The sequence below is a fragment of the Bacillus sp. z33 genome (assembly GCF_058313615.1).
The window spans coordinates 1-25,148 of the sequence record NZ_JBZFQN010000002.1 but is presented as its reverse complement, the minus strand read 5'-3'; the positions used below and the strand labels follow the sequence as shown (position 1 = coordinate 25,148).

Here is a 25,148-nt window from a genome sequence, read left to right as displayed (position 1 = left end):
TCCCCAACTAGCCTCAAACATATCTACAAGTAGGGGGGAGGTAATCCTAAAATATTCTGAGGGTACAGCGACATTACATAACTTCTAAACGCAAGTCAAAAATTCAATGATTTAGTTACTTTCCACGGACTGATGGCGGCATCAAATTCGAATGAGAAACAAACTTTAAAAGCCTTGCTACACAAATTTTGTAGCAAGACTTTTAGATACGATTTAACGATAGGGATACTGTTAACAAACGAACATATATACATATCTGTTGCTTTGAACGTTAAAGTTAGTCAGAACTAACTATTGCCCATTTTCTCTTCCCATTCTACTACATAATTTTCTAGTACCTTTTTTAGTTCTTGGCCAATATGTAAGTAGTCCTCATCATTTAGATTGGCAAGAGATACACGAATGGACCATACGGGTGCTGAAAATCCTTCACCGCTTAATAATACAATCGATGACTTCTCTGCTAGGCGGTATAAAATATCAACCGGGTTATAATTCTTTTTCAGGTAATCAGTGAATCCTTTTTCAAAATGATGATTGCACCAGATTTCCAAATCGATTTCTGTATAATAGTCTGCATCATTAGGCAAGTGTTTCTTGGGTAAACCCAGACCTTTATATAATAGATTCATCCTTCGATGTAAAATGTCTATTGTTTTTTGCTTGTATTCATTATTGGTATCGAGCATTGCAAAAATCGAAAATAAAGCCATTTGTACTTGTTGAGGAGTAGATAGTCCAGCTGTGTGGTTCATCGCAACATCTCTGCTATCTGCCACTATTCGATCTATAAACTTGAGATTATCTAGATCCGGTGTAAGGGTAGCATACCTTTTATTGAGAATATCTTTCTCTTCTTCTGGTAACTCATTAATTAATTTATCAAATATATTGGATTGATTTATGGAAATTATCCCTAATCGCCACCCCGTCACACCAAAATATTTAGAAAATGAATACACTCCAATTGTATTAAATGGTAAATCGACAATTAGAGAGCGAAATCCCTCAACAAAAGTGCCGTACACATCATCTGAAATAATCATAAGATTTGGGTTATCTTGTTTTACAATTTGAATAATCTGTTCAATGGATTCCTTATTCATTGAAACGGAGGGCGGATTGCTCGGATTTACTAGAAAGAGTGCTTTAATATCCTGATCCTTTAACTTTTCTAATTCCTCAACTGGGTATTGCCATGTATGCTGTCCTTCATTGTCTATTTCAGATGCCTCAATTTTTACAAGCTTGTAATCATTCCTGGGGAGTTCTGGAATCTCGATATAAGGTGGAAAAATCGGAACCATCACAGCAATTTTTGAGCCTTTAGGCAGTAAGTAATTTTTATATAACGTATCAAATACATAACACATGGCTGCCGTCGCCCCTTCAACAGCAAATAAATCAAATGGACCAGATGTTGTATTTTCACCACACAACTCTTTTATAAAAAAATCCAGCACAACTTGTTCAGTTCTAACAAGCATTCGATCCGGATTTGGATAATTATCTCCAATAATCCCATCTACTAATTCATAGATCCATGTATCTGGTTCAAACTTTTTAATAGTGATGCCGTAATCAATGATTTCTTTTAGTAATTGGATCCCTGGCGCTTGCTGATTTTCCTTAACATATTGATTAAAACGTTCTGCAATACCTATGCGACTAGGCATGCCAGCTAAATCACCTTCATCCCATATGCGTCTTGATTCAGTGATAGCAAATTGTCCAAGTGTGAAAAAAGCTTCTCTAGGTGTAGCTGCAATCCAATTAGGATTACCACGGCCCGCATCCAGCATAGTTCTAGTCATTCTCATTTTTCCTTTTGCAAGATCAATGAGTTTATCTTTTAATTCAAACGGACTTATTTTCTCTAATTGAAGACTATCCTTTTTTAAATCATCCATCAAAATCCTCCTAACAAACTGCTAAATCCATAAGAAAAGTATTCCACAAGTAAACATGGAATATTATCGGACTTATCTATTTCTCTCGATAACAGATTATTCAGGGGAAAGGAGGGATCAATAAAAGGTAGATCGTTCTCTCTCACTTCAGCTTAAAATTATTTAACCTATTAGAAAAGCTTCCATATTCTACATATGGAAGCCGCTTATCCTTATCTCTGTTTTGCTAAACGAATGACATTCCAAGACAACTTTGGCAAAACGGATACTACTTTGCCATTATTACATTTTGCATTCCCATTTGAATGTGGTTTTACTGTTTCTTTATCGACTGAATTGGTCTGTTTCATATTTTCATTTTCCAGAACGATATGCTCTATAACTTCATATCCATTAAAATTACGTATATCTACCTCTAACTCCAATCCTTCTTCCAAGTGACGATTAACCGCAAAGATCGTTAAAGTATCTTCTTCTTCATTATATACTGCTGTAGATTCTAAATAGGGAACATCTGTAAAGTCCTTACTATCATATTTAGCACTAGAAATAATAGGATTTAACGATATACCGCGACCATAAACAGATGTATGCATATAAGGATAGAATATGGTTTGCTTCCAGGCAGGTCCATTATTTTCAGTCATAATTGGAGCAATAACATTCACTAACTGCGCAAGACAGGCTATTTTAACTCGATCCGCATGCTTCAACAAAGTAATCAACATACACCCAACTAATAGCGCATCTTCAAAATTATATATATCTTCTAATTGTGGTGGCGCTATACTCCAAGGTTCAATCTGTTTGTCTTGTTCATTACTGTGATACCAAACATTCCATTCATCGAAGGAAAGATTAATCGTTTTCTTACCACGTTTTTTAGCCTTTATATAATCTGCAATGGAGATAACTGATTTAATGAAATCATCCATTTCTAAAGATAACGCTAAATAATTGGATAGATCATTGTCACGATTCCCATAATATTGATGAAGAGAAATGAAATCAACATGGTCATATGTATAATCTAAAACCGTTGCTTCCCAATCAGCAAATGTAGGCATGTTTCGATGTGAACTTCCGCATGCAACCAGTTCAATAGTTGGATCTACCCATTTCATCACCTTTGCTGCTTCCTGAGCTATTCTTCCATATTCAGCAGCAGTTTTATGCCCTATTTGCCAAGGTCCATCCATTTCATTGCCAAGGCACCATGTCTTTATATTATGGGGTTCTTTTACACCATGAGAGATACGGAGATCACTATAATAGGAGCCGCCGGGATGGTTGCAGTATTCCACTAAATTTCTAGCAGCGTCAATACCCCTTGTACCCAAGTTAACAGCCATATTTACATCTGCATTCACCAGTTTAGCCCACTTCATAAACTCATTGGTGCCCATTTCATTGGTTTCAGTAGTTCCCCATGCCAAATCTAAACGATTAGGGCGTTCTTCTTTAGGTCCTATACCATCCTCCCAATTATAGCCGGAAACAAAATTTCCTCCAGGATATCGGACTAACGGCACTTTGAGTTCTTTTACTAATTCAAGAACATCCTTTCGAAATCCATTTTCATCCGCCTGAGGATGGTTAGGTTCATAAATACCTCCATAAACCGCTCTTCCTAAATGTTCTATAAACGAACCATATATACGATTATCGATTTCAGCGATTTTAAAATCTTTCTCTACAATCATTTTTGCTTTATTGGCTTCCATTTACTTATACCTCCATTTTTTCTATACAAATGCATCTGTACATATCCAATTTTGGGGTACGGATAAATATATTTTTCGGATTCAAAGGATAATCTATAATCAATCCAATCTCTAAAAATAAGAGTTTTTTAATTAACAAAATATGCACTACGTTCTCTTTCTTTTTTCTCTGCCACCATAGAAAATCTCTAAATATATATAACTTAATATCTTATCCTGATAAAACTTGCCTTCTGAACAGATTTCTATCCATTCACCATATAAATAAATGGTTCCTGTACGCCTTACGATGTATTATAACATCAGGTGAATAGTTTGTGCGTCGACTGAACTAAGTTGTTCTAATTTATAAGATTTTTCTAAAAAATATTTATAGCAACTGTGTTCTTACTCTTTTTTAACTAGGCATGCAATTATTATAAATAATAAAAAAGAGAGCAGCCTTGAAGAACTACTCTCGTCAATTATCCAATTGGAATCATTTGTTATTCAGGATTCTTTCAGCTTGATAAAATAAAATGAAAGAGGTGATCGTATGGTTTGCAAAAAGAAATAGATAATAGCTATTGCTCCACCATGTATTATAATCGGATTTATCCTATATGCATTGGTCGGAGAAAGATATTTATATGCTAAAAGTACTGTACATTGTTCATAATATACGTTCACTCAAAAAACACCCCTGAAAAGGTATATTCGTGTCTACCTTTTCAGGGGAAGTTCATTAACTGATGATGATCTTCACTTATACTTATATAAAGGTAATAATCTTTTGATGTTGCAGGAAAACTTTCGTTTCATGAGGCTTTGTTTCAGCAATTATTTTACCGTTTCGAACAGAGTAGAGAACCTCTGCTTGCAGGCGAAGCGCATGGTAGCCATTCTCCGCATTAAGCACAACGAAGTTTGCCGGATTTCCTTCTTCAATACCGTAGTTTTTGAGGTTCAATGCTTTTGCGCTATTATCAGTCACAAAACGCAAACTGTTTGCAATATCACTATAACCCATTAACTGTGAAGCATGTAAGCCCATATGCAGTACTTGCAGCATATTCCCATTTCCAATCGGATACCAAGGATCCATAATATCGTCATGACCGAAGCAAACATTTAAACCGTTTTGATCAAGCTCTTTTACGCGTGTTAAACCACGGCGTTTTGGATACGTGTCAAAACGCCCCTGCAGATGAATATTCACTAGTGGGTTTGCTACGAAGTTCAATTCGGCAAGTCTAAGTACGCGCATTAATTTATATGTGTAGGCATCATTGTAAGAGCCCATTGCCGTTGTATGACTTGCTGTAACACGGCCTTGATAATCGTTCATAATCGTTTCTCGGGCTACAACTTCCACATGGCGAGATTGTTCATCGTCAATTTCATCACAATGAATATCAATCGGCTTGTCATACTTCATTGCCAATTGAAAAATCTCGCGAATAGATTGAATGCCGTCTTCACGCGTAAATTCAAAGTGCGGTATGCCTCCTACAATGTCAGCACCCATTTTTAATGCTTCCTCTACCAGTTCCAGCCCATTTGGATAAGAAATTAGACCTTCCTGCGGGAAAGCAACAATTTGCAAATCAAGGTATTCCTTCATTTCTTCTTTTACTTCAAGCAAAGCTTCTAAAGCTATTAAAGAAGGATCTGTTGTATCAACATGTGTACGCACAGCACCTATCCCATTAGCAATTTGCCAGCTAAGTGCTTTTTTTGCGCGCTCTTTCACATCCTCTTTTGTTAAAGAATCTTTTCTTTCAGACCAACATTGAATACCTTCAAATAAAGTCCCACTTTCATTCCAACGTGGTTGGCCTGCCGTTAAGGTAGTATCCAGATGAATATGCGGTTCAATAAATGGTGCACAAACCAACTTTCCGCTTAAATCTATTGTTTCATAGCTTTCAAATCCACTTGTACCAGCTTTAACAATCTTTACAAATGTACCATTTTCTATTAGTAAATCCCAAAGACCTTCTCGTCCAAAGATGGCAGCATTAGCCCACTTTTGCATAAAAGCATCCTGCCTCCTCTTCCCTTTCAGTAACAACTGTTGTGTTCATTAGCTTAACAGCAACTACATAAATAACTCCTGTGATCAATAATGTGTTTAGTGAAGCGATTCCCGGCAATGTTAATCCCGAGATGACACCAACAGCCCATGCAATGATGGCTGGAATATGTACTTTTGCAATGTTAGCCTTCTCATACTGAATGTATTGTCTTTTTTGGATAAAGAAGAAATCCACTATAATAATTGATCCAATAGCTGGTAGAGTGGAGCCTAAGAATGTTAGCCAGCTTGTGAAATTATTATAAAGAACGATGGCAAATACCGTACCAATCATACCGTTGATCATAACCATGAATACTTTCGGCTTCTTGAACATGGTTGCAAAACCAAGTCCGGATGCGTACAATGAGTTATCATTTGTTGTCCAGATGTTTAATCCGAGCACTAAAACGGCCGGTAATAGTAGTCCTTGTGTAACCATTACGTCTGAAATATCATTATGACCTGTTGCAATTACACCAATTGCACCAAATAAGAACATTAACGTATTTCCTAAGAAAAAGGCAATGACTGTCGTTGTTACAGCATGCTTTCCTGATTTTGCATAGCGTGCAAAATCGGGTGTTAATGTCCCACCACTAATAAATGAACCAATTGTAATCGTTAAAGCTGCTGCTAATGTTAATGAAGTTTCAGGTTGATAAGCAAGAAGTACATCCAATCCGCCCATATCCATAATAGCCATGCCGGCACTCGTTGAACCAAAAATCGCAATAGCCGGTACAGCAATGAAACTTAAGATTGTTAAAGCTTTCATACCAAAATAAGCAGTTGCTGTCATTAAAATCCCTGTAATGATAACAATCGGTACTAGTGGAAGGCCCGTTAATTTAGAGACCGGATAGGCAAACATTCCTAGCCCAACGCCAAACCATCCTACTTGTGTTGCTGATAACATGAATGAAGAGATATATGCTCCTTTTTCACCAAAGCTATATTGTGCGAGTAAGTGAGTCGATAATCCTGTTTTTGCTGCAATATAACTTAATGCCCCTGTAAATGCCCCTAATATTAGATTTCCAAGTAAGATGACACCCATCAGTTGCATAAATGTTAATCCTTCACCTAATGATCCACCGGCCCACATACTTGCTGAATAGAATGTGAAGCCAAGCATAACAACAAGCATTTTAAGGAAGCTGTTGCGATTTGCTTTAGGTACTGATTGAAATGAAAAATCTTTGTCTTTTAATTGCACTTTTGTTTCCTCCCAAGTTTTAGTCTTGGTGAGCAAAAAAAACCACTTGCCGCAAAGTGACAAGTGGAAAATGTCAGAAATAAACGTATTTTCTTTATACAATAATATGTGTATAAATACGTTCTCCAAACAGTATATCGCCCACCTTGTCAGCCTCTCTGGACTGCACTTAAAGGTTTTCATTTAAATTAAAATTATAGTAACAGATTCATTCACCTAAGACAATGGTAATTAATGGTGGTTAACTTATAAAGAAAATAAGACGTATTATAGTTTCTCTTGTTACGAGATCTAAATTCTTTAAGTAATATGTTTCTTCTCTTCATATTTAATTCTCCTATTCGCACGATTCATTGCACACGATTATGCATCGTTTTTGTCGTGTAGGAAAAATAAAAAAAGCTCCCAGCATAAAATGCTGAGAACCTTGATTTGACAGCTTTGGCCTACTGTCTAATGATACCGGTGGTCGGGGTCGAAATTGGTCAATATATATTGGTACTATAAGGTTTTTTAAAAGCATGTGTAAAATTTGTGTAAAAAGCTCTCAATTATTACTCTTTGTTAATTTTAAACAAACTAGCATGAAAATAAAATTGTTCTAATATCTCATTAATTCTTTGTTCAGCTCTCTTTATTTGAAATTTGTTAATAGATCTCTTATCTTTAACAGGAGCTCTCGCATTAATAAGATATGGTGTAGCATTTAAAAAATGATAAATTTCATTTTCTAGAATTAATGTGTCCTTACAAATGCTCCATGTTACTAACCAATATCCCTCATCAACTATTTTAAGAAGGTCATAAAAAAATTTAGGAGTAATATTTTCTGTAGTATACTTAATTTCCCCCTTGTCTTTCCTTGTTTTCTGTTTGAAGCAATTAGTATGTGCGAAAAGTCGAGTATAAATCTCTCCACTACCTACATATACAGGATACAATTCTCCTTCCCAAGGTAACCATAAAAAAATAATATAAACACCTTTTGCATCTTTGCTCACCTTTTGATTAATAATTTCCTTATTTAAAGATATTATCGGTGCATAGTAAGACATACCTGGAAAGTGTGGGAGATTATAACCTTTAGGTTTATTCACTTTAAATCTTTTTAAAATATAGAAAACAGAAAATCTATCTTCTACAGTTACTTGTACCGTTTCCATTTGAATAACCCCTTTTCAACTATATAATATCCATTCATTCTGTATTTTATAATAAACAGGATAATTTAATTGAAATATTGGAAACATGAAACAATACTCCTACTTTGTTGAAGCAACTATTTTAAAGTTCTTCAAAATTCATTAAATTACACTTTTGAAGGCAGCAGGGCTTCCCGAATACTACCTCCAATTATTTAAACAGCGTATTTTTAAAGGTCTTTAGCTAGTTACTCAACGGATTTTACTATATAGCCAAAAAAAAAACATTAATCACTATGAAAATGGTAAAATAAACTAAAAAAGGGGGAGGTGCATTTGATTAAAAACAATTGGGATAAAATTGAACTTTATATCATATCCCTCTGGTTGCTATTTATCTTAATCATAATTGTAACCATCGATGTCCCTATTTGTTTTAAAAATAGTAGTTCTTTTATAGGTCTAAAGAAATTAGTTAGTATGAACGTAATTCCACTAATTTCATTTGGATTTTTCCTCCTAGGTATATTTTTTTTATATAAATTTAAATACAAATTAAACGGTAGTCAACAAAACAACATAATAGTAAAAAAAGTTGAAAATAGAAATTATGAGCATCTTACTTTTTTAACAACTTATATAATACCTTTAATTGCTTTTGACTTAACAAAAATTAGATACACTATTGTATTATTCCTGCTCTTAATCGCTATTGGTATTATGTATATTAAAACAAATATATTTTATACCAATCCGACCCTAGCATTATTAGGGTATAGAATCTATAAAGTAGATGCACAATTTCGAACAGGTCTTACTCGAGAAGGTATCATAATTATTTCCAGAGAAAATATTAATCAAAATGATACATTAAGTTATAGAAAAATACACAAAGATATTTATTACGTTAGGGTGAGAAGATGACTAATACCGATTTAAAACAGAAAATAAAAACATTTGTAGATAGGCCTAGCGAATTTGTTTGTGAAGTACTATTTATTCTAAATAAAGAATCAGGTAAAGAGATAAAGCTCGCTGACATTGAAGAAACAGATCAAGAAACCCTAAAATTAGATTTCTTGAACCACCTCAAAGAAACTATTGTTGAAAATTCAGAACTTAGGATTACTGAAATATCAAAGATAGAGGAACGTAAAAATTTCATCTTTAAATATGACTACAACGAACAACCTGAAGCATTTTCTATTTTCAACACTATTAGAACTCAACATGATTTCGATACTTTTTCTTTCAGGACTGATAGTTTAGACCAAATATCTGGTATAGTTTTCATCCTAAAAATAGACAACTTATCCTTAATATCATATAAATATAACTATCCTATTAATCTATATAAACGTGATAGCACAGCAATGGGATTATGGAAATCCGCTGAAAGGTTGGTTCAAATTCCAGAAGATATATTAAAAGTATACCCGAACTTTGATTTTTTCTATTTGGATGACGAACTTTACATTAGAAATGTCCGTGTATTAGAAAGGCAATTTTCTTTTCACAACATAATTAATAAAAAGGCTTTAGAATCTCTTGAACTAATTAAACTCGCCGATTTAATTGTTGACACATCTGTTTTTGAATCAAGGCTATCCGATATTTCATTCACAAGAAAGTTAGCACAAGTTGGTACCCATTCGATTGTGTTGAATAATTTAAACATCCAAACCATTTCTGACTTCATAAATAATTTTGAACCTTTAAAAAATAAGTTTTCTTTTAATGAAAATCGTACAAAGTTTATCTTAAATACAAAAAAATCACAGAATCTCTTCCTGAAATTATTAAATGATGACTTTTTAGTATCACTCTTAACCAACTCATATTATGACAGTTCTACTAAAGATCCAGTAAATATATAAAAACATACCCCTCTTTAAAAGATTGCTTTAAAGAAGGGGTATGTTTTCATTGATTCACTTCAGTATAAACCTCATTCATCATATCTTCCATAATGAAGGTACGGAATTCTTCATTCTCTAATATCTTCATAAAGAACTTTTCATTCGTATTCATACGATCGATAACGAAATCCATGAATGTTTTTTCAAATGCGAATTTAAAGTTGTCTTTTGTGTTATTCTTGGCTTTCTGTTGAATGTCTTCACTACTCATCATATCTTCTTTTACCTGATCACGTGATAAGAAATCCGTTTCGGTAAAATCTGTGCCGAATCGTTCATTCAACTTTTCAACTATGGAAGATAATCGTACCTTTTCATCTTCTTGTGCACCCTTCGTACCGTGAGAAACAGGTGATAATTCTACCTCACCCGATTTCTCTAATTCAATGCTCCCCTCAAAGATCTTTTGATTACGATAATATTGTAGTGCCACATCATCCGCCATATAAATACCCTTATCTTCACTATTACGTGGTAGTTTGCGTAATAGATAGTTTAAATAGATATACTGTTTATGAAGTTCAACATCAATAAACGTTGCAATCTGTGAGACAAAGGCATACGTTCTTGTGAATTTCGTTGCCGATGCTTTGAAAGCTTCTTGTTCCTCAACCGATAAATCACGTTTGAATCGCTCTACACCCTTGTCGATCCAAGCATTCAGCTCTGTCTGTTCTTTGGTTGATTTATTCAAACCACCCTTGACTTCTAATTCATTAACTGTTCGAACTTCTTCCTCGGTATACACTTGATAAGGTGCAAGCTCCGCCTGTAAGTCATACAGGATGTTCGGATCTGTCACTTCCTCAAGACCAGTTGTTTCATAATAAGGTTGGAATGAGGCTTGAATATCCTCTGGATCATTCACGAAATCGAGCACAAATGTGTCATCTTTACCAGGGCAAGTACGATTTAAACGAGACAGCGTTTGAACCGCTTTAATACCACTTAAAGGCTTATCCACATACATCGTATGAAGCAATGGCTCATCAAAACCTGTTTGGTACTTCTCTGCTACTAGGAGCACTTTATATTCATCTGAATGAAATTTTTCAGGTAACTCTTTCTCACTAAAACCATTCATATCCGATTCAGAGTATGGAATATCTCCATCTTTTACAATACCAGAGAAAGCTACAACTGTTTTCAAATCATGATAGCCCATCTTATCAATGTACCTATCAAAAGCAATCTTATAACGCACCGCATGTAGACGGCTTGCTGTTACCACCATCGCTTTCGCTCGACCACCGATTTTATTCCGTGTAAAATTGCGATAGTGTTCAATAATGATTTCCGTTTTTTGAGCGATATTATGAGGGTGAAGTGACACATACTGGGCCAGTTTTTTCGTGGCTTGTTTTTGTGACACCAAAGGGTCATCATCTACTTGTTTTGCAATCTTATAAAACGTCTTATACGTTGTGTAATTCTGTAATACATCTAAAATAAAACCTTCTTCAATCGCTTGTCTCATCGTGTACTCATGAAACGCATGTAGCTTTCCATCTTCTCCCATCGTGCCGAATTTTTCAAGCGTCTTTGGCTTAGGTGTTGCAGTGAAAGCAAAGAACGATACATTATCTTGCTTTCCACTCTTCATAATCGTTTCGACGATTTGTTCGGCGAGATTGTCCATATTTTCCTCTGCAATACGATCTTCTTCATACGCATCTTCCAACGTCTTATCCGATAAAATATTTGACAATGCAGTGGAAGCTTTACCACCTTGTGAAGAATGAGCTTCATCAATAATGACTGCATATTTCTTCCGTTCAAGTCCAGAGACTTTTTCCATGATGAACGGGAATTTTTGCAGGGTTGTAATGATAATACGTGTTTCACCCGTGATTGCTGCTGCCAATTGATTGGAGTCCTTATTAATACGCTCAACCATTCCTGCTTTATGCTCTAACTGATACACAGCATCTTGTAATTGTTTATCCAGTACTCTGCGGTCAGTAATAACAATTACACTGCTAAAAACCGCTTCATTCTGTCCATCATGTAATTTGGCCAATCGATGTGCGAGCCAAGAAATCGAGTTCGTTTTCCCACTTCCCGCACTATGTTGGATTAAATAGTTCTGACCAACATGTTTGGCCTCCACATCCAATTCGAGCTTTCGTACAACATCAAGCTGATGGAAACGTGGAAAAATAAGCAACTTACGCTCAGCAACCACTTCTCCATTTGAATCTAATATATCATCCTTTTTCACATATACAAAACGGAACAAAATATCCAATAAACTATCAGGCAATAAAATTTGTTCCCATAAATAATGTGTACGGTAGTTTTTATAAACCGTTGGATTTCCTTTACCTCCGTTATTACCTTTATTGAATGGCAAGAAATACGTTTTCTCCTTATCTAGCTTCGTTGTCATAAATACTTCATCCGGATCAACCGCAAAGTAAACTACTACACGCTCATTGAAATGGAACAGTTGCTCTCTCGGATCTCGGTCTTTTTTAAACTGCTTAATCGCATGTTCGACTGTTTGACCAGTAAACTGATTTTTAAGTTCCAATACAACTAAAGGTAAACCATTGATAAATAGAACCATATCCAAGCTATTATTATGTTTGTCACTATAATACACTTGGCGGCTCACCGTAAAAATATTCTTATGATACAAGTCATTCATCAACTGATTCATCGTTGTGGGAGGCTTATTGTAAATCAGCTTTAACGTCACACCACGATCCTTAATACCATGACGCAAGCAATGGATGATTCCTTGTTTCTTCAAGCTATCACAAATACGAGCAAGCACCTTTTGTTTGTAATCCGCTCCATACGATCTCTCCAACATTTTTAACTCTTTCTCTTGTGTTGCTGCCAGAAACTCAAAAAGCTTCTCGACATCTAACGCATGCTTTTTAAAAAGGTGACTTGCTTCACCTTCTAGCACACGCTTTTCATATCCGTTCGTTAAAAGTGAATCTTCAATGTTCTCTTCAAATCCTTTTTCAGACGCATCAATAGCCATACTCTTTACCCCCGTTAAGAATCGATTTCTATATACTTATATCTATCTTGCCGGTTACTGCTTCGTATATTAAAGATTGACGATATTCTTTAAGCTTTTGAACTTCTACCTTTAAATCTTTAATTAAATTCTCTATTTGGACACTAATATTGTCAAGATACTCTACTATAGTATTTTGTTCTTCTAACTCAGGTAATAAGATCGGTAGTTTTTTCAATTCCATGTAACCTATTGACTGCCGAACTCCACTTCCTAAACCATAGAAAACTTTTATTAAATCATATGAATGTAATAAATAGTATACATACTTAGAGTTAATTAGCGACTTTTTCACTAAACCCAAATAAGCTGACGTAATTATACCTTGTTCAGTTACTATACCAACCCTTAAACTTCTTTTATCATTCTGTAAATCAGTCAACCTTAATACCAAATAATCTGAGTCGACAATTTGATATGTCTCAAATGACTCTGGAAGTAAACCAAAATTAGATTCTATATTTCTTCGCTTTATTTTACCGTAACTTAATGAGAGTACATTACTGATTAGATTATCTTTGTTTTTATTTTTATTCTCTTTAAAGATTGTATATAAAGGTTTGATTGTCCAATGCCTAGGTATTTCCCCAATCCATTCCACACCTGAATCTTCCATTTCCACCTTTGGATTTAAACCTTTTGTTACGGCTTCTGTAATCATAGCTTGGCGTTTTTCATTCATAAGTTCTATCATTTTCGATTTAGAATTTATAACATTATCTACTTCTTTAACTTTTCGGTTAACATATGCTACTATTCTTTTTTGTACTTCAAGAGGAGGTAATGCAATTTTTCTCTTTTTAATTGTCTCTCCTGTTATCAAAGGTTGTGCTGTAGAAGTAGAATATTGATTTAGATTAAGCTGTTCTAAGATCAATTTTAAAAATTCAAGGTCTATTCTATTCAGTTCATATCGGCTAATAAATAGACTATTATCAGTGATCCAACAAGGATAATTAATATAATGGACATTACCACATAACGCTCCGACACGCCCGATACTTAATGTTTCATTTGTAACATTAACTTCATTTGAATATCCCATTATTCCATTTCCACCAATAATAGGTATAGATTTATCCTCTGATGATACTTTTTCAACAAGCTGTGTATCGATGGATTCTCCACTCTTACATGATAGATACCATCTTAATGGTACTACTCTCCATCCTTTAGGTACTCTCTCATTTAAGTCTGGAACAGATGTATTCATCAGTGCAACACCTTCTTCAACTGCTCAGCAATAGTCACATCTAGCTCTTTAATTTCATCCATAATTTCTTCTGAAGGGCGCAGTGCTCTATATTTGTAGAACTGTCGAGCAAACGGAATTTCATAGCCTTTTTTTGTTTTCGATTCATCAATCCACGCATCAGGAACATGTGGTTTAACTTCGTGTTCGAAGTACTCTTGGATATCTTCCTTCAGCGGGACATTTTCTGTTTCACGTAAATCTGTATCTGCTTCGACTTCATCTTTTTTCTTCATGCAAGCATCCGCTGTTTCATCTTGTTCAGCAAGTCCAGCAAGTATTGCTTTTAATACAGGTGCACTGAGTGTAAGACCTTCATTTTTAAATGCCGATTTCAAGAGTTTTTCAAATACTTCACGGTTTTTATATAATGTGTCACTTCCTAGGCTTCGTAACACTTCTATAATCTTTACTTGCAATTCTTTACCCGCTTCAATTTCTGCAAGGCCGTTAGCGCCTTTTTTCTTCGATGTCATTAATTTTTGGAAAACTTTTTGATCTGCCACTCGTTGAATACGTTCTTCTGAAAACACAAAATTTAAGCGAAGTGGTCGTTCAACCGTAATTTTATGATAACCAAAATCTTCATTATCAAAGATTTTTACGAATTCTCCTGGTTTAAAATCACCGTATAAACGTACAATTTCATCAATTTGTTCCTGAGTAATGTAATTACGCTTACTTCCCATGTTTTTCTTCAACTTTCGTGAGAAGTCAACCGCGTTCACTAGCTGCACTTTTCCTTTACGTATAGCCGTTTTATTATTAGTTAAGATCCATATATACGTTGAGATACCTGTATTGTAGAATAAGTCATTTGGCATCGCTACAATACCTTCTACTAGGTCATTCTCTAATACGTAACGACGGATTTCACTCTCTCCGGAACCAGCATCACCTGTAAATAAAGGTGAACCATTCATAATAATGGCTAATCGTGAACCTTGTGGATTTTCTGCTGTTACTGGTTTCATTTTTGAAATCAAGTGTAGCAAGAACAGTAACTGGCCATCACTAGAACGAGGTGTACCAGGACCGAAACGACCATTATAGCCTTGTTCTTCATGCTCAGCTAAAATTGGCTTTTGATATGATTTCCAGTCGACACCGTATGGAGGATTCGAAATTAAATAATCGAATTTATCACCTTTAAATTGATCATTTGAAAGAGTATTTCCCAATCGAATATTTCTTGCATCTTCACCTTTGATTAAAATATCTGCTTTACAAATCGCATACGACTCATCATTAATCTCTTGGGCAAAAAACTCCAAATCAGCTGTCGGATTTAATTCTTTCAAATACTCTTGCGCAACAGACCCCATACCGCCTGTACCGGCAGCACAATCATATAATGTTTGTGTCAATCCATGCTTCGTTAAAAAATCATCATCCTGCATAAACAGAAGGCTCACCATTAAACGAACAACTTCACGAGGAGTATAGTGATCCCCTGCTTCTGCATGCTCAGAGAACCGACGAATTAATTCCTCGAAAATGTAGCCCATTTCTACATTTGATACTACCTCAGGGTGAAGATCAAGCTCACTAAAACGTTTAATCGTTAAATATAGAAGATCATTGTTATCCATCTTTTCAATTTGTCGATTAAAGTCAAAATGGTCCATAATGTCACGAGCCATTTTTGAAAATCCATTAATATAGTCACGTAAGTTATCAGCAATATTATCAGCATCACTTAATAATTTGTTGAAATCATATTTACTTGTATTATGGAAGTTCTGCTTTGCAATTCGGTTTAAGATTTGCTCACGAGCATCTTCATTCATAGATTTGTACTTCTCAAAGTTTACTAATACTTCATCTTTTGTGCTTTCTAACACACAATCAAACCGACGTAATACTGCTAAAGGTAAAATTACCTTCCCATAGTCATCTGGTTTATATGGCCCACGTAATACCTCTGCAATTGACCAAATAAAACTTACTTTATCTTGAAAATTAATCATGTTGTTTTCCCCTCTTATACAAAATACAAAATTATTTACTATAAGAATAACAAATTCACACTTAATAAGTAAAAGTTGATTATTACCTTATTATTACATATTAATAATTTTCAATTACAGTTTTGCGATAAACGAAGAGTAAAAGAAATTACTTATACAAATAAGATTATATCGGGATTCAATATATATTTAAACGTCCATTAAAGATAAAAAAGCAGCCCTAATAAGACAGACTGTTTTATTTCAATACAATAATTATTAATATCTTCCACTTATCCAGGAAGTGTATGTGGAAATTCATAAGAGATATTGGTGGGTTGATCAACTTCTACTATATTAATTAATAAATATTACTGGATACCTCAATATGAGCTTTCCCACCTCTATATTTCCTTAGATAAATTCCTTTAAATCTAAAATTATCAATGAATAACTATTAAAAAGACAGACTCCTTATACAGGGAGTCTGCCGCTACGGTAAAAGGTCACCGCACTTCATGCATTATTATTATACTAAACCAGAAACAAACTGTAAATATTTTGAAATAACATAACAGAATGTAAATAATACACACATATTTTTAATAATCTACTCCTAACATCACATTCTCCAGTGCATATAATCAATAACGGGAGAATATCAACGAAATATATAGTATTTATAACCTTGGTTGAAAATTCTATGTAAAACCTCTCTTAGAACATTTGCATTATTTATGTATCACCGCTAAGCAAGTTGGATTTCCGTGGATAACAGAAGATACAATAAGGATAAGAATTATTGATTTAAAGTACACCGGTGTATTAATTGAAATCAGTGATATCTAAATTAATATAACTTGATAAATAGTGATTAATTTGACGAAATCAGTCACCTATCAAAAGGAGAAATCACATGGCACCTTACATGAAAGTTATCTCTAGCAAAAGCTATATAGAGATTACACAGCAATCAGTACACCCACATTCAACTCAACATAGAACTTCTTATGGAGGCCGAAAGTCTTTCACTACTCAAAACAAAGAAAGCTATGAGAATAATCAAAGGATAAGTATTAATCGTGCACGAAAGAAAATACGCAGACTCTTAGAGTGTAACTTTACTAATGAGTATGCTTTTCTCACCCTTACCTTCAAACCCTCTGATGTTGGAGATTTGACTGATATACGGTTTTGTAACGAAATGTTTAGCAAGTTTAAAAAAAGGCTTAATCACTATCTAAAGAAGAATAATCTTCCTGCATTTAAGTATTTAGGTGTAACCGAATTTCAAGATACAAACCGTAACGGAGTTATACATTATCATTTGTTATGTAATCTTATTGAGCCGTCTGAAGAATCCATACAGGATATCTGGCGGTATGGACTTTCACGGAAATTTATCATGATATCAAATCCTACAGATAATGAAAAGATTACTAGCTATCTTAATAAGGGAATAGCTGATCCAAGGCTTAATAACTATAAACGGTATCTCTCTTCACATAATCTGTTGCAGCCTACAATAAAGGAAATCACAAATACTGAAGAATTTTATTCTATTCTATCTACTTGTGATCCTGTATTAATAACTAGTGATACTTTTCATAATGCTTTTTCAGGAGAAATCAAATATGAAAATTACTATCTAAATAATGAAGAGGAGTTACTAAAATATGTGCAAAACTTATGATGATTATCCAGACATTCTTAACGTTAAAGATATTCAAGAAATACTCGGTATCGGAAGAAAACAAGCATACGAACTTGTACATTCAGGAAAATTTCATGTTATCAAAATTGGAAAGAGAATTAAAGTATCAAAAAATACTTTGACCTCTTGGATAGAGGGGAATAATTAATTATGTCTGAACAGGTAAAACTTGTAGAATGCGGTGCTAGTGTATTTATATACGACTATAAAAATCGAGGTAATCAAAACTATGGATTTGGATTTGAAAGAGATCCTATATTAGGAGAAATTACACATTTGCAGAGGAATCTTCTAAAAAATTTCATCAATGATAAGTTTTTATATACTTTTTGTTTAAGGATACCAATTAAAGATATAAACATTGTAGAAGAAAGAACAAAAGAATTTTGCTTACACTTAAAAAAATTAAGTAGGCGGCCAAAAATGAAGTACCTAGGAGTGGTAGAAGCTCAATTTCAAAAAAAGCAAAAATATGCATATGTACATCTTGCAACAGATTTAGAGCTCCATGAATTACTGCCTTTAGGTGAAATGGATATTTCTATAGATATAGAAGACTATTTAGAGAAGATGTGGGGTTATGAACTTCATTTTAATGTATCCTCCCCACGGCAAATGTTAACTACCTTTATTACAGCATATAAAATTTCACTAACAGACTCTCCCTCTTTCAAAAAGATTTTTCATGATAATCTTGAATACCCCCAAGAATTATGGAACATGGAAGCAGAAAACTTAAGTAAGGAGCTATGTTTAATGGATTATCCTATACATCATGCAAATCAATTTTATGATAATAACTTGGGATATGTAATAGCTAATGAATACTCCCTATATGATACTTATATCAATATCAATCGTTTTCGTTAAGAACACTTCAAAAGAGCTCTTTCATTGAGTTCTTTTTTTATCCCACTAACATATAACTACTAAATGCTAGGTTCCTCACAACAGGAGACGATCAAAGACTCTTAAATAAATAATGCAATATTACCCTATGTTTAGTAGTCTGAGGTATACTTATTCTCCATTTTTATGAATTATTTTTATAAATAGGTAGAGTCTACTTTTGCATCATTAGGCTAACTTTTTGCATGTGAAAGATTGAAATGTATAGTAGCCTCTAAGGAGGTAAAAAGCCCTCTTTCTATGTCCCCCTTAGTTACTATTATCTTATAGATAGTTTTATGATCTTATTTCTGAAGTTTTAATTCAATGATACGTTTCCCCGTAACTAGGTAATGAATGCATCAAAGTACTAAAAAAATATCCCATATAACTGGATAACTATCCTTTCTTTCCGTTCATCCTTCACTTTAACAATATAACTCGATTTTACCACCAAATTCATTTTTTGATATAATATACCTAAAAATGTAATTATTTTAAAATGCATTTCTAAGGTGGGTCACTATGAACTTATTATCATTGATTGATGCAAAAAACAATCTAGAATTAGAAGTCTATTATGGTGTCTGAACGGTACCCTTCCATAAGTAAATACCATGGGTGGTTAGATTGGTGTATACCTTTCCTTATTACTTGCTACATGATTTAATTGAAAGAATATCAGCTCGGGGAACATTGGAAACATTTGAATCTCCCTATAAAAGTGGTATGGTGGACAATCTTTGTTATTAACCTATTTAGTTTAGCATTTAACACTTTCAGCGTAATGGAATGGTAATGTAGGTGACGTGGTAGTTATGATACTGGACGGGTGCTTATGTGAGGTATGCGATATTTTATCAGTTCCAAATGTTACATCATCCGGTGTTAAATCCCTATTCTTTTCATTATTCCATTCTTTTACTACTTCCAGAGCATGGCGTTCAGCTGCTTTACCGAGAATCGATTCACTATTGAAGTCGATGTTTCGGAATACATCACGTAGCTTCCCTGTGTTCTCGTTTTCAATATGAGCTAAGGCCTTATTGATAATAGCATCAATCTCCGAATCATTCTTCTCTATTCTCTAAGTCGTTTAAACGCTCTATCATGTACGGTAATTCTAGTGATTACGTCTCTAGTCTATTGACAGTTGTATTTTCCAAATTCTTTAACGGCCTTTAACCTTATCAGCCAAGTGTTATTGCTATTTGCTTTATTTACTAGAATTTCAATGTTCTATAGTGTCATTTTTATAAGAACAATGATGACAAATCGAGATTATGACATTTTTTCACTATTTTTTAATAATTTTCTTTATTTAGAGGTATTTTTATATTTAGTTATATACTAAAATTAGGTAGATAGCAGTAAAAAACGGAAGGAAACTAAATCATGAAAACCATAAAATCAGAAGAAGCAGAACAAATGATAGGAAAAGCAGTATCGTTACTATACTTTGAACATCTTGATAATCTCCGTGTTACAAAGCCAAATGTTATGAGTGGAATAGGTGTAATAATTGATGTAGTTCAAAGTCCCTTTAAGGAAGATATTGAATTCATAGTAAAAACAAACCGAGGTTACGAACAACTTCCTTTAGAACAAGTTCAACGGATTGACCTTGAATTTTGGCAAAATAAATGGAGGTCAGATGTCCTTCCCGGCATTTTAGAACGAGATAAAGAAGAAGCTTTTTACAAAGAGGTTTATAAAAACGTCGATAGATCTATCAAACCAATAAGGTATTTAGCAGAAGAAAAAATGATAGGAACTCCAGTCCTCGTAAAAAATAATGTTTATAGCGTGGGGATTGGCATAGTTGTTGATGTTTTTGGATGGTTTCTCGACTATATGGTTGAATATGATTTCCCTCTAAAAGATGACGTCGGATTAGCAATAATAACATCCGACGTGATATATCCATTTACTTTAGAACAAGTTGAAAGTATCGACCTAAAACGTGAACAAGAAATCGTTGCAAGCATCGTCAAATAGTTTTATTTAATAAATTCGAAAATGAAAGAGGATTAAACATTGTCCTCTTTTTATTTTCAACATTTAGTTCCATACACCCAAAACATGTTGCTTTTACATGTATGCCTCTATCAATTAATTTTAATAAACTTTTCACATTCAAAATGATTAAGAGTTAAAATAATGTTTTCGTACTGAACCCCTATTTTGACCCTGTAAGTGTACCAGCATCTTAAAGCAGTTTTCAATATCAGGAAAGCTAACTATGTCAGCTCCATCCTCTTTATATATTATTGAATAATAATTATGTATAGACATCTGCTGATCTCCCCTTAATTAATGTCAGACTAATTGAAAACAAGAGACTCAGTCACTTGTAATTACTTGACCATCTGCTTTTACTCTTCAGCCTTTAGGATATTTCTTAAACTCCTCTATTCTATCATCAAACTGCATTTCTTCCTTTGATGGTTTAAAATCCCAACAAAGTTCTATCTGAGCAGCCTTCCTTACAAGCCTTTCAACATTTAGATTTCCAAATGTCCGTACTGTTACTTCCTTTTCAGTTACCCTATATCCAATCTCCCTACCCATCTTCAACAGGGGTGGGGCACCGAACTTTAGTAGCCGAAGGCTTTCTTATAACCTACTACCTCACAAAATTTTTTTAAAAATTAACATCTTCTATAGGATTTTCAAGGATTTTAAAGAAAATTAAAGCTTTTTCTCAAAAATATATATTAGGTTTCAAATACATGATATTCCTTACCTATACCAACTTTAAACCTTCGCTGTCACACTCCTATCAACTTAGCTAATTGACATAGCCTGGAGCTATAATAATATTAGAAATCACTATAAATCACTATTGATTACTAATCTAAGATAACGATAGTGTAGGAGGTAAAATATTTATGAGCCAGCAAGAATTATCAATTGATCTAACAATCTCTATCCCCCCTGATCTAGTAATCATTTCAAAAATAGAGCTACAAGAATTTAAGGAGCAACAGTTAAAGGGTGTTTATTGGACAATGAAAGATCTTGAAAACCGGATTAATCGTAAACATGAATGGATTAAAGAAAACATACTTTATCCGTCGAAATTTAGAAAAGTGCTTGATGTTGATCAAGATGGATTTGTATTCTATCCAAAGTCAAAAGGTCAATCATGGTCATTTCATGCCATAAAAATGGCTGAGTTTTTAGATGATTACTTTCAAAAAATATTCTCACAATGAGATAAAATAGCTAAATGAAATTTCATTCAGCTATACAAAACTTTACAACATTGTATATGATAAGGGTGACCCACTGACCACCCTTATCTATTTAATTTAAGAGGTGGAATTATGGCAATCATAACAAAAAGAGGAAAAACTTATCAATATACAGTTAGTCACATTGTGAGTGGAAAACAAAAGCCTATACGAAAAGGAGGTTTCCGCACTAAAAAAGAGGCACAGATAGCAGCTGCAGAAGTAGAAGCCCAACTAGCTAAAGGGTTTAATCCTATCTTGAAAAGGATTCCTTTCCATGAATACCTTAAAAACTGGATTGAACTATATAAAGCTCCGATAATCAGTTCGACTACTATGAAACATTATGAATACTCTCTAAATGCGGTTAAAGAGTATTTTTTGGATACACCTATTCAAAATATCAAAAGAGATGATTATCAAAAATTCTTGAATTGGTTTGGATCCGATAAAGCAAAGGAAACTGTTGCTAAAGTACATGGCCACATTAAATCAAGTGTAAAGGATGCTCTAGAGGAACAAATAATCCATATTGATTTCACTAGAAATACAAAACCACCTTGGACAGTTCAAGCAAAAAAGTCAGTAGAAAAACATTTGAGCTATCACGAAAGCCAGCAGCTACTACTTAGCATATTGAGTAAAATTAACGAAGGATTAGGATATTCCCTCCTTCTTCTTGGATTAACTTCCGGAATGCGTTTTGGTGAACTTGTAGGCTTAACCAGAAAAGATTTCAACTTCGATAATAATACCATCAACATCAATAAAACTTGGGGATATAAGAAAAGCTCTCCAGAAGGTTTCGGTCCACCTAAGAATGAACAGTCGAATCGAATCATTATAATGGATCCATTAACAATGGACCATTTTAAAAAGTTGTTCAATACAACTCCCACCAATATTCATCAATTAGTGTTCTACAGTGCGTCTTCAAAGTATAAAGTCATCAGTAATACCAACGCTAATAAGTTGCTGAAAAATCAACTGGATAAGTTAAATATTGAACCAATAACAGTTCATGGATTACGGCATACTCACGCAAGTGTACTTCTATACAAAAAAGCCTCTATCCACTATGTGAGTGAACGACTAGGGCACAGTGACATTGAAACTACACTGAAGCAATACACACATGTTCTAAAGGAATTACGTCTACAAGATGAACAAATAACAATAAAGACATTTGAGTCCATGGTTGTGTAAAAAATGTGTAAAATGGTTTAAAAACATATCGTTTTCTATCTGATTCATATAAAATGAAAAAAGCTCACAAACCCTTTTATATCAAGGATTCATGAGCTTTCTAGATTGATTAATCTTGGCAAAAATTAATCTAATGATACCGGTGGTCGGGGTCGAACCGACACTCCTCACGGAACACGATTTTGAGTCGTGCGCGTCTGCCAATTCCGCCACACCGGCATGATTTTGGAGGCGGCAACCGGATTTGAACCGGTGATAAAGGTTTTGCAGACCTCTGCCTTACCACTTGGCTATGCCGCCAATATATTCGTTGGAGCGGAAGACGGGATTCGAACCCGCGACCCCCACCTTGGCAAGGTGATGTTCTACCACTGAACTACTTCCGCATATAGGTTGGCTGGGCTAGCAGGATTCGAACCTACGAATGACGGAGTCAAAGTCCGTTGCCTTACCACTTGGCTATAGCCCAACAATTAAAATTTATTAGGTAATATAAGCTATTATTTAAATTAATTAAAAAAATGGGGCGACTGATGGGAATCGAACCCACGAATGTCGGAACCACAATCCGATGCGTTAACCACTTCGCCACAATCGCCATGTTGGCAGGGGCAGTAGGAATTGAACCCACACTGGAGGTTTTGGAGACCTCTGTTCTACCTTTAAACTATGCCCCTATATGAATGGTGGAGGGGGGCAGATTCGAACTGCCGAACCCGAAGGAGCGGATTTACAGTCCGCCGCGTTTAGCCACTTCGCTACCCCTCCGTTATTAAGAGTGCCGGCAAGAGGACTTGAACCCCCAACCTACTGATTACAAGTCAGTTGCTCTACCAATTGAGCTACACCGGCATAATAATTAAATGAGATTATATTATTTAAATTTTAATTTATAATGGTGGCTCAGGACGGAATCGAACCGCCGACACAAGGATTTTCAGTCCTTTGCTCTACCGACTGAGCTACTGAGCCAACTTCATTATGTAAATGGCGGTCCGGACGGGACTCGAACCCGCGACCTCCTGCGTGACAGGCAGGCATTCTAACCAACTGAACTACCGGACCATTTTATTGCGGGGGCAGGATTTGAACCTGCGACCTTCGGGTTATGAGCCCGACGAGCTACCAGACTGCTCCACCCCGCGCCAATGTGAATGTGATACTAGAATATTATGGTGGAGGATGACGGGATCGAACCGCCGACCCTCTGCTTGTAAGGCAGATGCTCTCCCAGCTGAGCTAATCCTCCATTTTTAAGTGGTGACCCCTACGGGATTCGAACCCGTGTTACCGCCGTGAAAGGGCGGTGTCTTAACCGCTTGACCAAGGGGCCATTTAGTAAGTTATTATGGCGGAGAGCAAGGGATTCGAACCCTTGAGACAGCGTTGACCGTCTACACGATTTCCAATCGTGCTCCTTCGACCTCTCGGACAGCTCTCCATATGGCTCCGCAGGTAGGACTCGAACCTACGACCGTTCGGTTAACAGCCGAATGCTCTACCACTGAGCTACTGCGGAATAATTTATAATGCCTGGCGACGTCCTACTCTCACAGGGACTCGCGTCCCAACTACCATCGGCGCTGAAGAGCTTAACTTCCGTGTTCGGAATGGGAACGGGTGTGGCCTCTTCGCTATCGTCACCAGACGATTTTGTCAGCAACATTTATTATTATAATTGCATTTCTGACATTTTTCAAGAGTTTTTTTAAAGAAATTTCATCTTTTTTATTCTCTCAAAACTGGATAATGTAGGTTCGGCAAGTTGCGTTTTGAATCATTTGGTTAAGTCCTCGAACGATTAGTATCCGTCAGCTCCATGTGTCACCACACTTCCACCTCGGACCTATCAACCTGATCATCTTTCAGGGTTCTTACTAGCTTGCGCTATGGGAAATC

The 25,148-nt window shown here is 35.0% G+C and carries 17 protein-coding genes, 15 tRNA genes and 2 rRNA genes; 8 read left to right on the top strand and 26 right to left on the bottom strand.

All coding sequences use genetic code 11. The annotated features are described in order from the left end of the window. Positions 1-287: 287 nt before the first annotated feature. The 5 genes from aspD to AC4G3L_RS07120 all read right to left on the bottom strand — a co-directional run bounded on the left by aspD (position 288) and on the right by AC4G3L_RS07120 (position 8,072). Positions 288-1,910, bottom strand: coding sequence for an aspartate 4-decarboxylase (aspD, locus tag AC4G3L_RS07140; RefSeq protein ID WP_491076278.1), 1,623 nt, complete (start codon positions 1,908-1,910; stop codon positions 288-290). A gap of 212 nt (positions 1,911-2,122) precedes the next feature. After that, the gene (gene arfA, locus AC4G3L_RS07135) at positions 2,123-3,634 is read right to left on the bottom strand and encodes an arabinosylfuranosidase ArfA (protein ID WP_491076277.1); all 1,512 of its coding nucleotides are present in this window, start codon (positions 3,632-3,634) and stop codon (positions 2,123-2,125) included. 751 nt (positions 3,635-4,385) lie between these two features. Continuing rightward, positions 4,386-5,651, bottom strand: coding sequence for a cytosine deaminase (gene codA / locus AC4G3L_RS07130; protein WP_491076276.1), 1,266 nt, complete (start codon positions 5,649-5,651; stop codon positions 4,386-4,388). Further along, on the bottom strand, positions 5,635-6,909 hold the full coding sequence (codB, locus tag AC4G3L_RS07125; protein WP_491076275.1) for a cytosine permease: 1,275 nt from the start codon (positions 6,907-6,909) through the stop codon (positions 5,635-5,637). Before codB ends, codA begins: the two co-directional genes overlap by 17 nt. 554 nt (positions 6,910-7,463) lie before the next feature. Then, the gene (locus AC4G3L_RS07120; protein ID WP_491076274.1) at positions 7,464-8,072 is read right to left on the bottom strand and encodes a hypothetical protein; all 609 of its coding nucleotides are present in this window, start codon (positions 8,070-8,072) and stop codon (positions 7,464-7,466) included. Positions 8,073-8,387: 315 nt separating this feature from the next. Between AC4G3L_RS07120 and kwaA the strand changes: the two genes are divergently transcribed. Beyond that, positions 8,388-8,975 (top strand): anti-phage protein KwaA, encoded by a 588-nt coding sequence (gene kwaA, locus AC4G3L_RS07115; protein ID WP_491076273.1) that lies wholly within the window; start codon positions 8,388-8,390, stop codon positions 8,973-8,975. Next, positions 8,972-9,928, top strand: a complete 957-nt coding sequence (gene kwaB, locus AC4G3L_RS07110; protein WP_491076272.1) for an anti-phage protein KwaB — start codon at positions 8,972-8,974, stop codon at positions 9,926-9,928. Before kwaA ends, kwaB begins: the two co-directional genes overlap by 4 nt. 46 nt (positions 9,929-9,974) lie before the next feature. Here the strand turns inward: kwaB and AC4G3L_RS07105 are convergent, their stop codons facing one another. The 3 genes from AC4G3L_RS07105 to AC4G3L_RS07095 are packed head-to-tail and all read right to left on the bottom strand — an operon-like array spanning position 9,975 to position 16,226. Then, positions 9,975-12,965 carry a type I restriction endonuclease subunit R gene (locus tag AC4G3L_RS07105; RefSeq protein ID WP_491076271.1) on the bottom strand — a complete coding sequence of 997 codons (2,991 nt, stop codon included), beginning with the start codon at positions 12,963-12,965 and terminating at the stop codon, positions 9,975-9,977. Between the two features lie 28 nt (positions 12,966-12,993). Next, a complete protein-coding gene (locus AC4G3L_RS07100; RefSeq protein WP_491076270.1) occupies positions 12,994-14,217 on the bottom strand; it encodes a restriction endonuclease subunit S in 1,224 nt (407 codons plus the stop codon). Beyond that, entirely contained in the window at positions 14,217-16,226 is a 2,010-nt protein-coding gene (locus AC4G3L_RS07095; protein WP_491076269.1) for a type I restriction-modification system subunit M, read from the bottom strand. Before AC4G3L_RS07095 ends, AC4G3L_RS07100 begins: the two co-directional genes overlap by 1 nt. 895 nt (positions 16,227-17,121) lie before the next feature. On the opposite strand from AC4G3L_RS07095, the gene AC4G3L_RS07090 reads away from it, so the two are divergent. From AC4G3L_RS07090 to AC4G3L_RS07075, 4 genes are all read left to right on the top strand, one after another. Beyond that, the gene (locus tag AC4G3L_RS07090) at positions 17,122-17,898 is read left to right on the top strand and encodes a rolling circle replication-associated protein (protein WP_491076268.1); all 777 of its coding nucleotides are present in this window, start codon (positions 17,122-17,124) and stop codon (positions 17,896-17,898) included. Further along, positions 17,882-18,067 (top strand): helix-turn-helix domain-containing protein, encoded by a 186-nt coding sequence (locus AC4G3L_RS07085; RefSeq protein ID WP_491076267.1) that lies wholly within the window; start codon positions 17,882-17,884, stop codon positions 18,065-18,067. The genes AC4G3L_RS07090 and AC4G3L_RS07085 overlap by 17 nt, the downstream gene beginning before the upstream one ends. Before the next feature lie 2 nt (positions 18,068-18,069). Beyond that, entirely contained in the window at positions 18,070-18,789 is a 720-nt protein-coding gene (locus AC4G3L_RS07080) for a hypothetical protein (RefSeq protein ID WP_491076266.1), read from the top strand. Between the two features lie 1,413 nt (positions 18,790-20,202). Beyond that, positions 20,203-20,805 carry a hypothetical protein gene (locus AC4G3L_RS07075; RefSeq protein ID WP_491076265.1) on the top strand — a complete coding sequence of 201 codons (603 nt, stop codon included), beginning with the start codon at positions 20,203-20,205 and terminating at the stop codon, positions 20,803-20,805. Positions 20,806-21,189: 384 nt separating this feature from the next. Here the strand turns inward: AC4G3L_RS07075 and AC4G3L_RS07070 are convergent, their stop codons facing one another. Next, the gene (locus tag AC4G3L_RS07070) at positions 21,190-21,384 is read right to left on the bottom strand and encodes a hypothetical protein (protein WP_491076264.1); all 195 of its coding nucleotides are present in this window, start codon (positions 21,382-21,384) and stop codon (positions 21,190-21,192) included. 314 nt (positions 21,385-21,698) lie between these two features. Here AC4G3L_RS07070 and AC4G3L_RS07065 point away from each other — a divergent pair, with 314 nt between their 5' ends. Beyond that, positions 21,699-22,025: a DUF771 domain-containing protein gene (locus AC4G3L_RS07065; protein WP_491076263.1), complete on the top strand. Its 327-nt coding sequence runs from the start codon at positions 21,699-21,701 to the stop codon at positions 22,023-22,025. 111 nt (positions 22,026-22,136) lie between these two features. Then, a complete protein-coding gene (locus AC4G3L_RS07060; protein WP_491076262.1) occupies positions 22,137-23,249 on the top strand; it encodes a site-specific integrase in 1,113 nt (370 codons plus the stop codon). Between the two features lie 137 nt (positions 23,250-23,386). Here the strand turns inward: AC4G3L_RS07060 and AC4G3L_RS07055 are convergent. The 17 genes from AC4G3L_RS07055 to AC4G3L_RS06975 all read right to left on the bottom strand — a co-directional run. Beyond that, positions 23,387-23,468: transfer RNA gene (locus AC4G3L_RS07055), tRNA-Leu, on the bottom strand. Between the two features lie 7 nt (positions 23,469-23,475). Next, positions 23,476-23,549: transfer RNA gene (locus tag AC4G3L_RS07050), tRNA-Cys, on the bottom strand. A gap of 11 nt (positions 23,550-23,560) precedes the next feature. Next, positions 23,561-23,635 (bottom strand) — tRNA-Gly (locus AC4G3L_RS07045). Between the two features lie 8 nt (positions 23,636-23,643). Continuing rightward, a tRNA-Gln gene (locus AC4G3L_RS07040) sits at positions 23,644-23,718 on the bottom strand. A 53-nt stretch (positions 23,719-23,771) separates the two neighbouring features. After that, positions 23,772-23,847 (bottom strand) — tRNA-His (locus AC4G3L_RS07035). Positions 23,848-23,852: 5 nt separating this feature from the next. Further along, positions 23,853-23,926 (bottom strand) — tRNA-Trp (locus AC4G3L_RS07030). A 7-nt stretch (positions 23,927-23,933) separates the two neighbouring features. Then, positions 23,934-24,017 (bottom strand) — tRNA-Tyr (locus tag AC4G3L_RS07025). An 11-nt stretch (positions 24,018-24,028) separates the two neighbouring features. Beyond that, positions 24,029-24,101 (bottom strand) — tRNA-Thr (locus AC4G3L_RS07020). Positions 24,102-24,145: 44 nt separating this feature from the next. Then, a tRNA-Phe gene (locus AC4G3L_RS07015) sits at positions 24,146-24,221 on the bottom strand. A gap of 16 nt (positions 24,222-24,237) precedes the next feature. Next, positions 24,238-24,314: transfer RNA gene (locus AC4G3L_RS07010), tRNA-Asp, on the bottom strand. 6 nt (positions 24,315-24,320) lie between these two features. Continuing rightward, positions 24,321-24,394, bottom strand: a tRNA-Met gene (locus AC4G3L_RS07005). 28 nt (positions 24,395-24,422) lie between these two features. Continuing rightward, positions 24,423-24,498: transfer RNA gene (locus tag AC4G3L_RS07000), tRNA-Val, on the bottom strand. Positions 24,499-24,507: 9 nt separating this feature from the next. Next, positions 24,508-24,582, bottom strand: a tRNA-Glu gene (locus AC4G3L_RS06995). Between the two features lie 16 nt (positions 24,583-24,598). Beyond that, positions 24,599-24,690 (bottom strand) — tRNA-Ser (locus AC4G3L_RS06990). A gap of 3 nt (positions 24,691-24,693) precedes the next feature. Further along, positions 24,694-24,768, bottom strand: a tRNA-Asn gene (locus AC4G3L_RS06985). A gap of 12 nt (positions 24,769-24,780) precedes the next feature. After that, a 5S ribosomal RNA gene (rrf, locus tag AC4G3L_RS06980) occupies positions 24,781-24,897 on the bottom strand. A gap of 133 nt (positions 24,898-25,030) precedes the next feature. Continuing rightward, positions 25,031-25,148 (bottom strand): 23S ribosomal RNA (locus tag AC4G3L_RS06975); the annotation flags it as partial.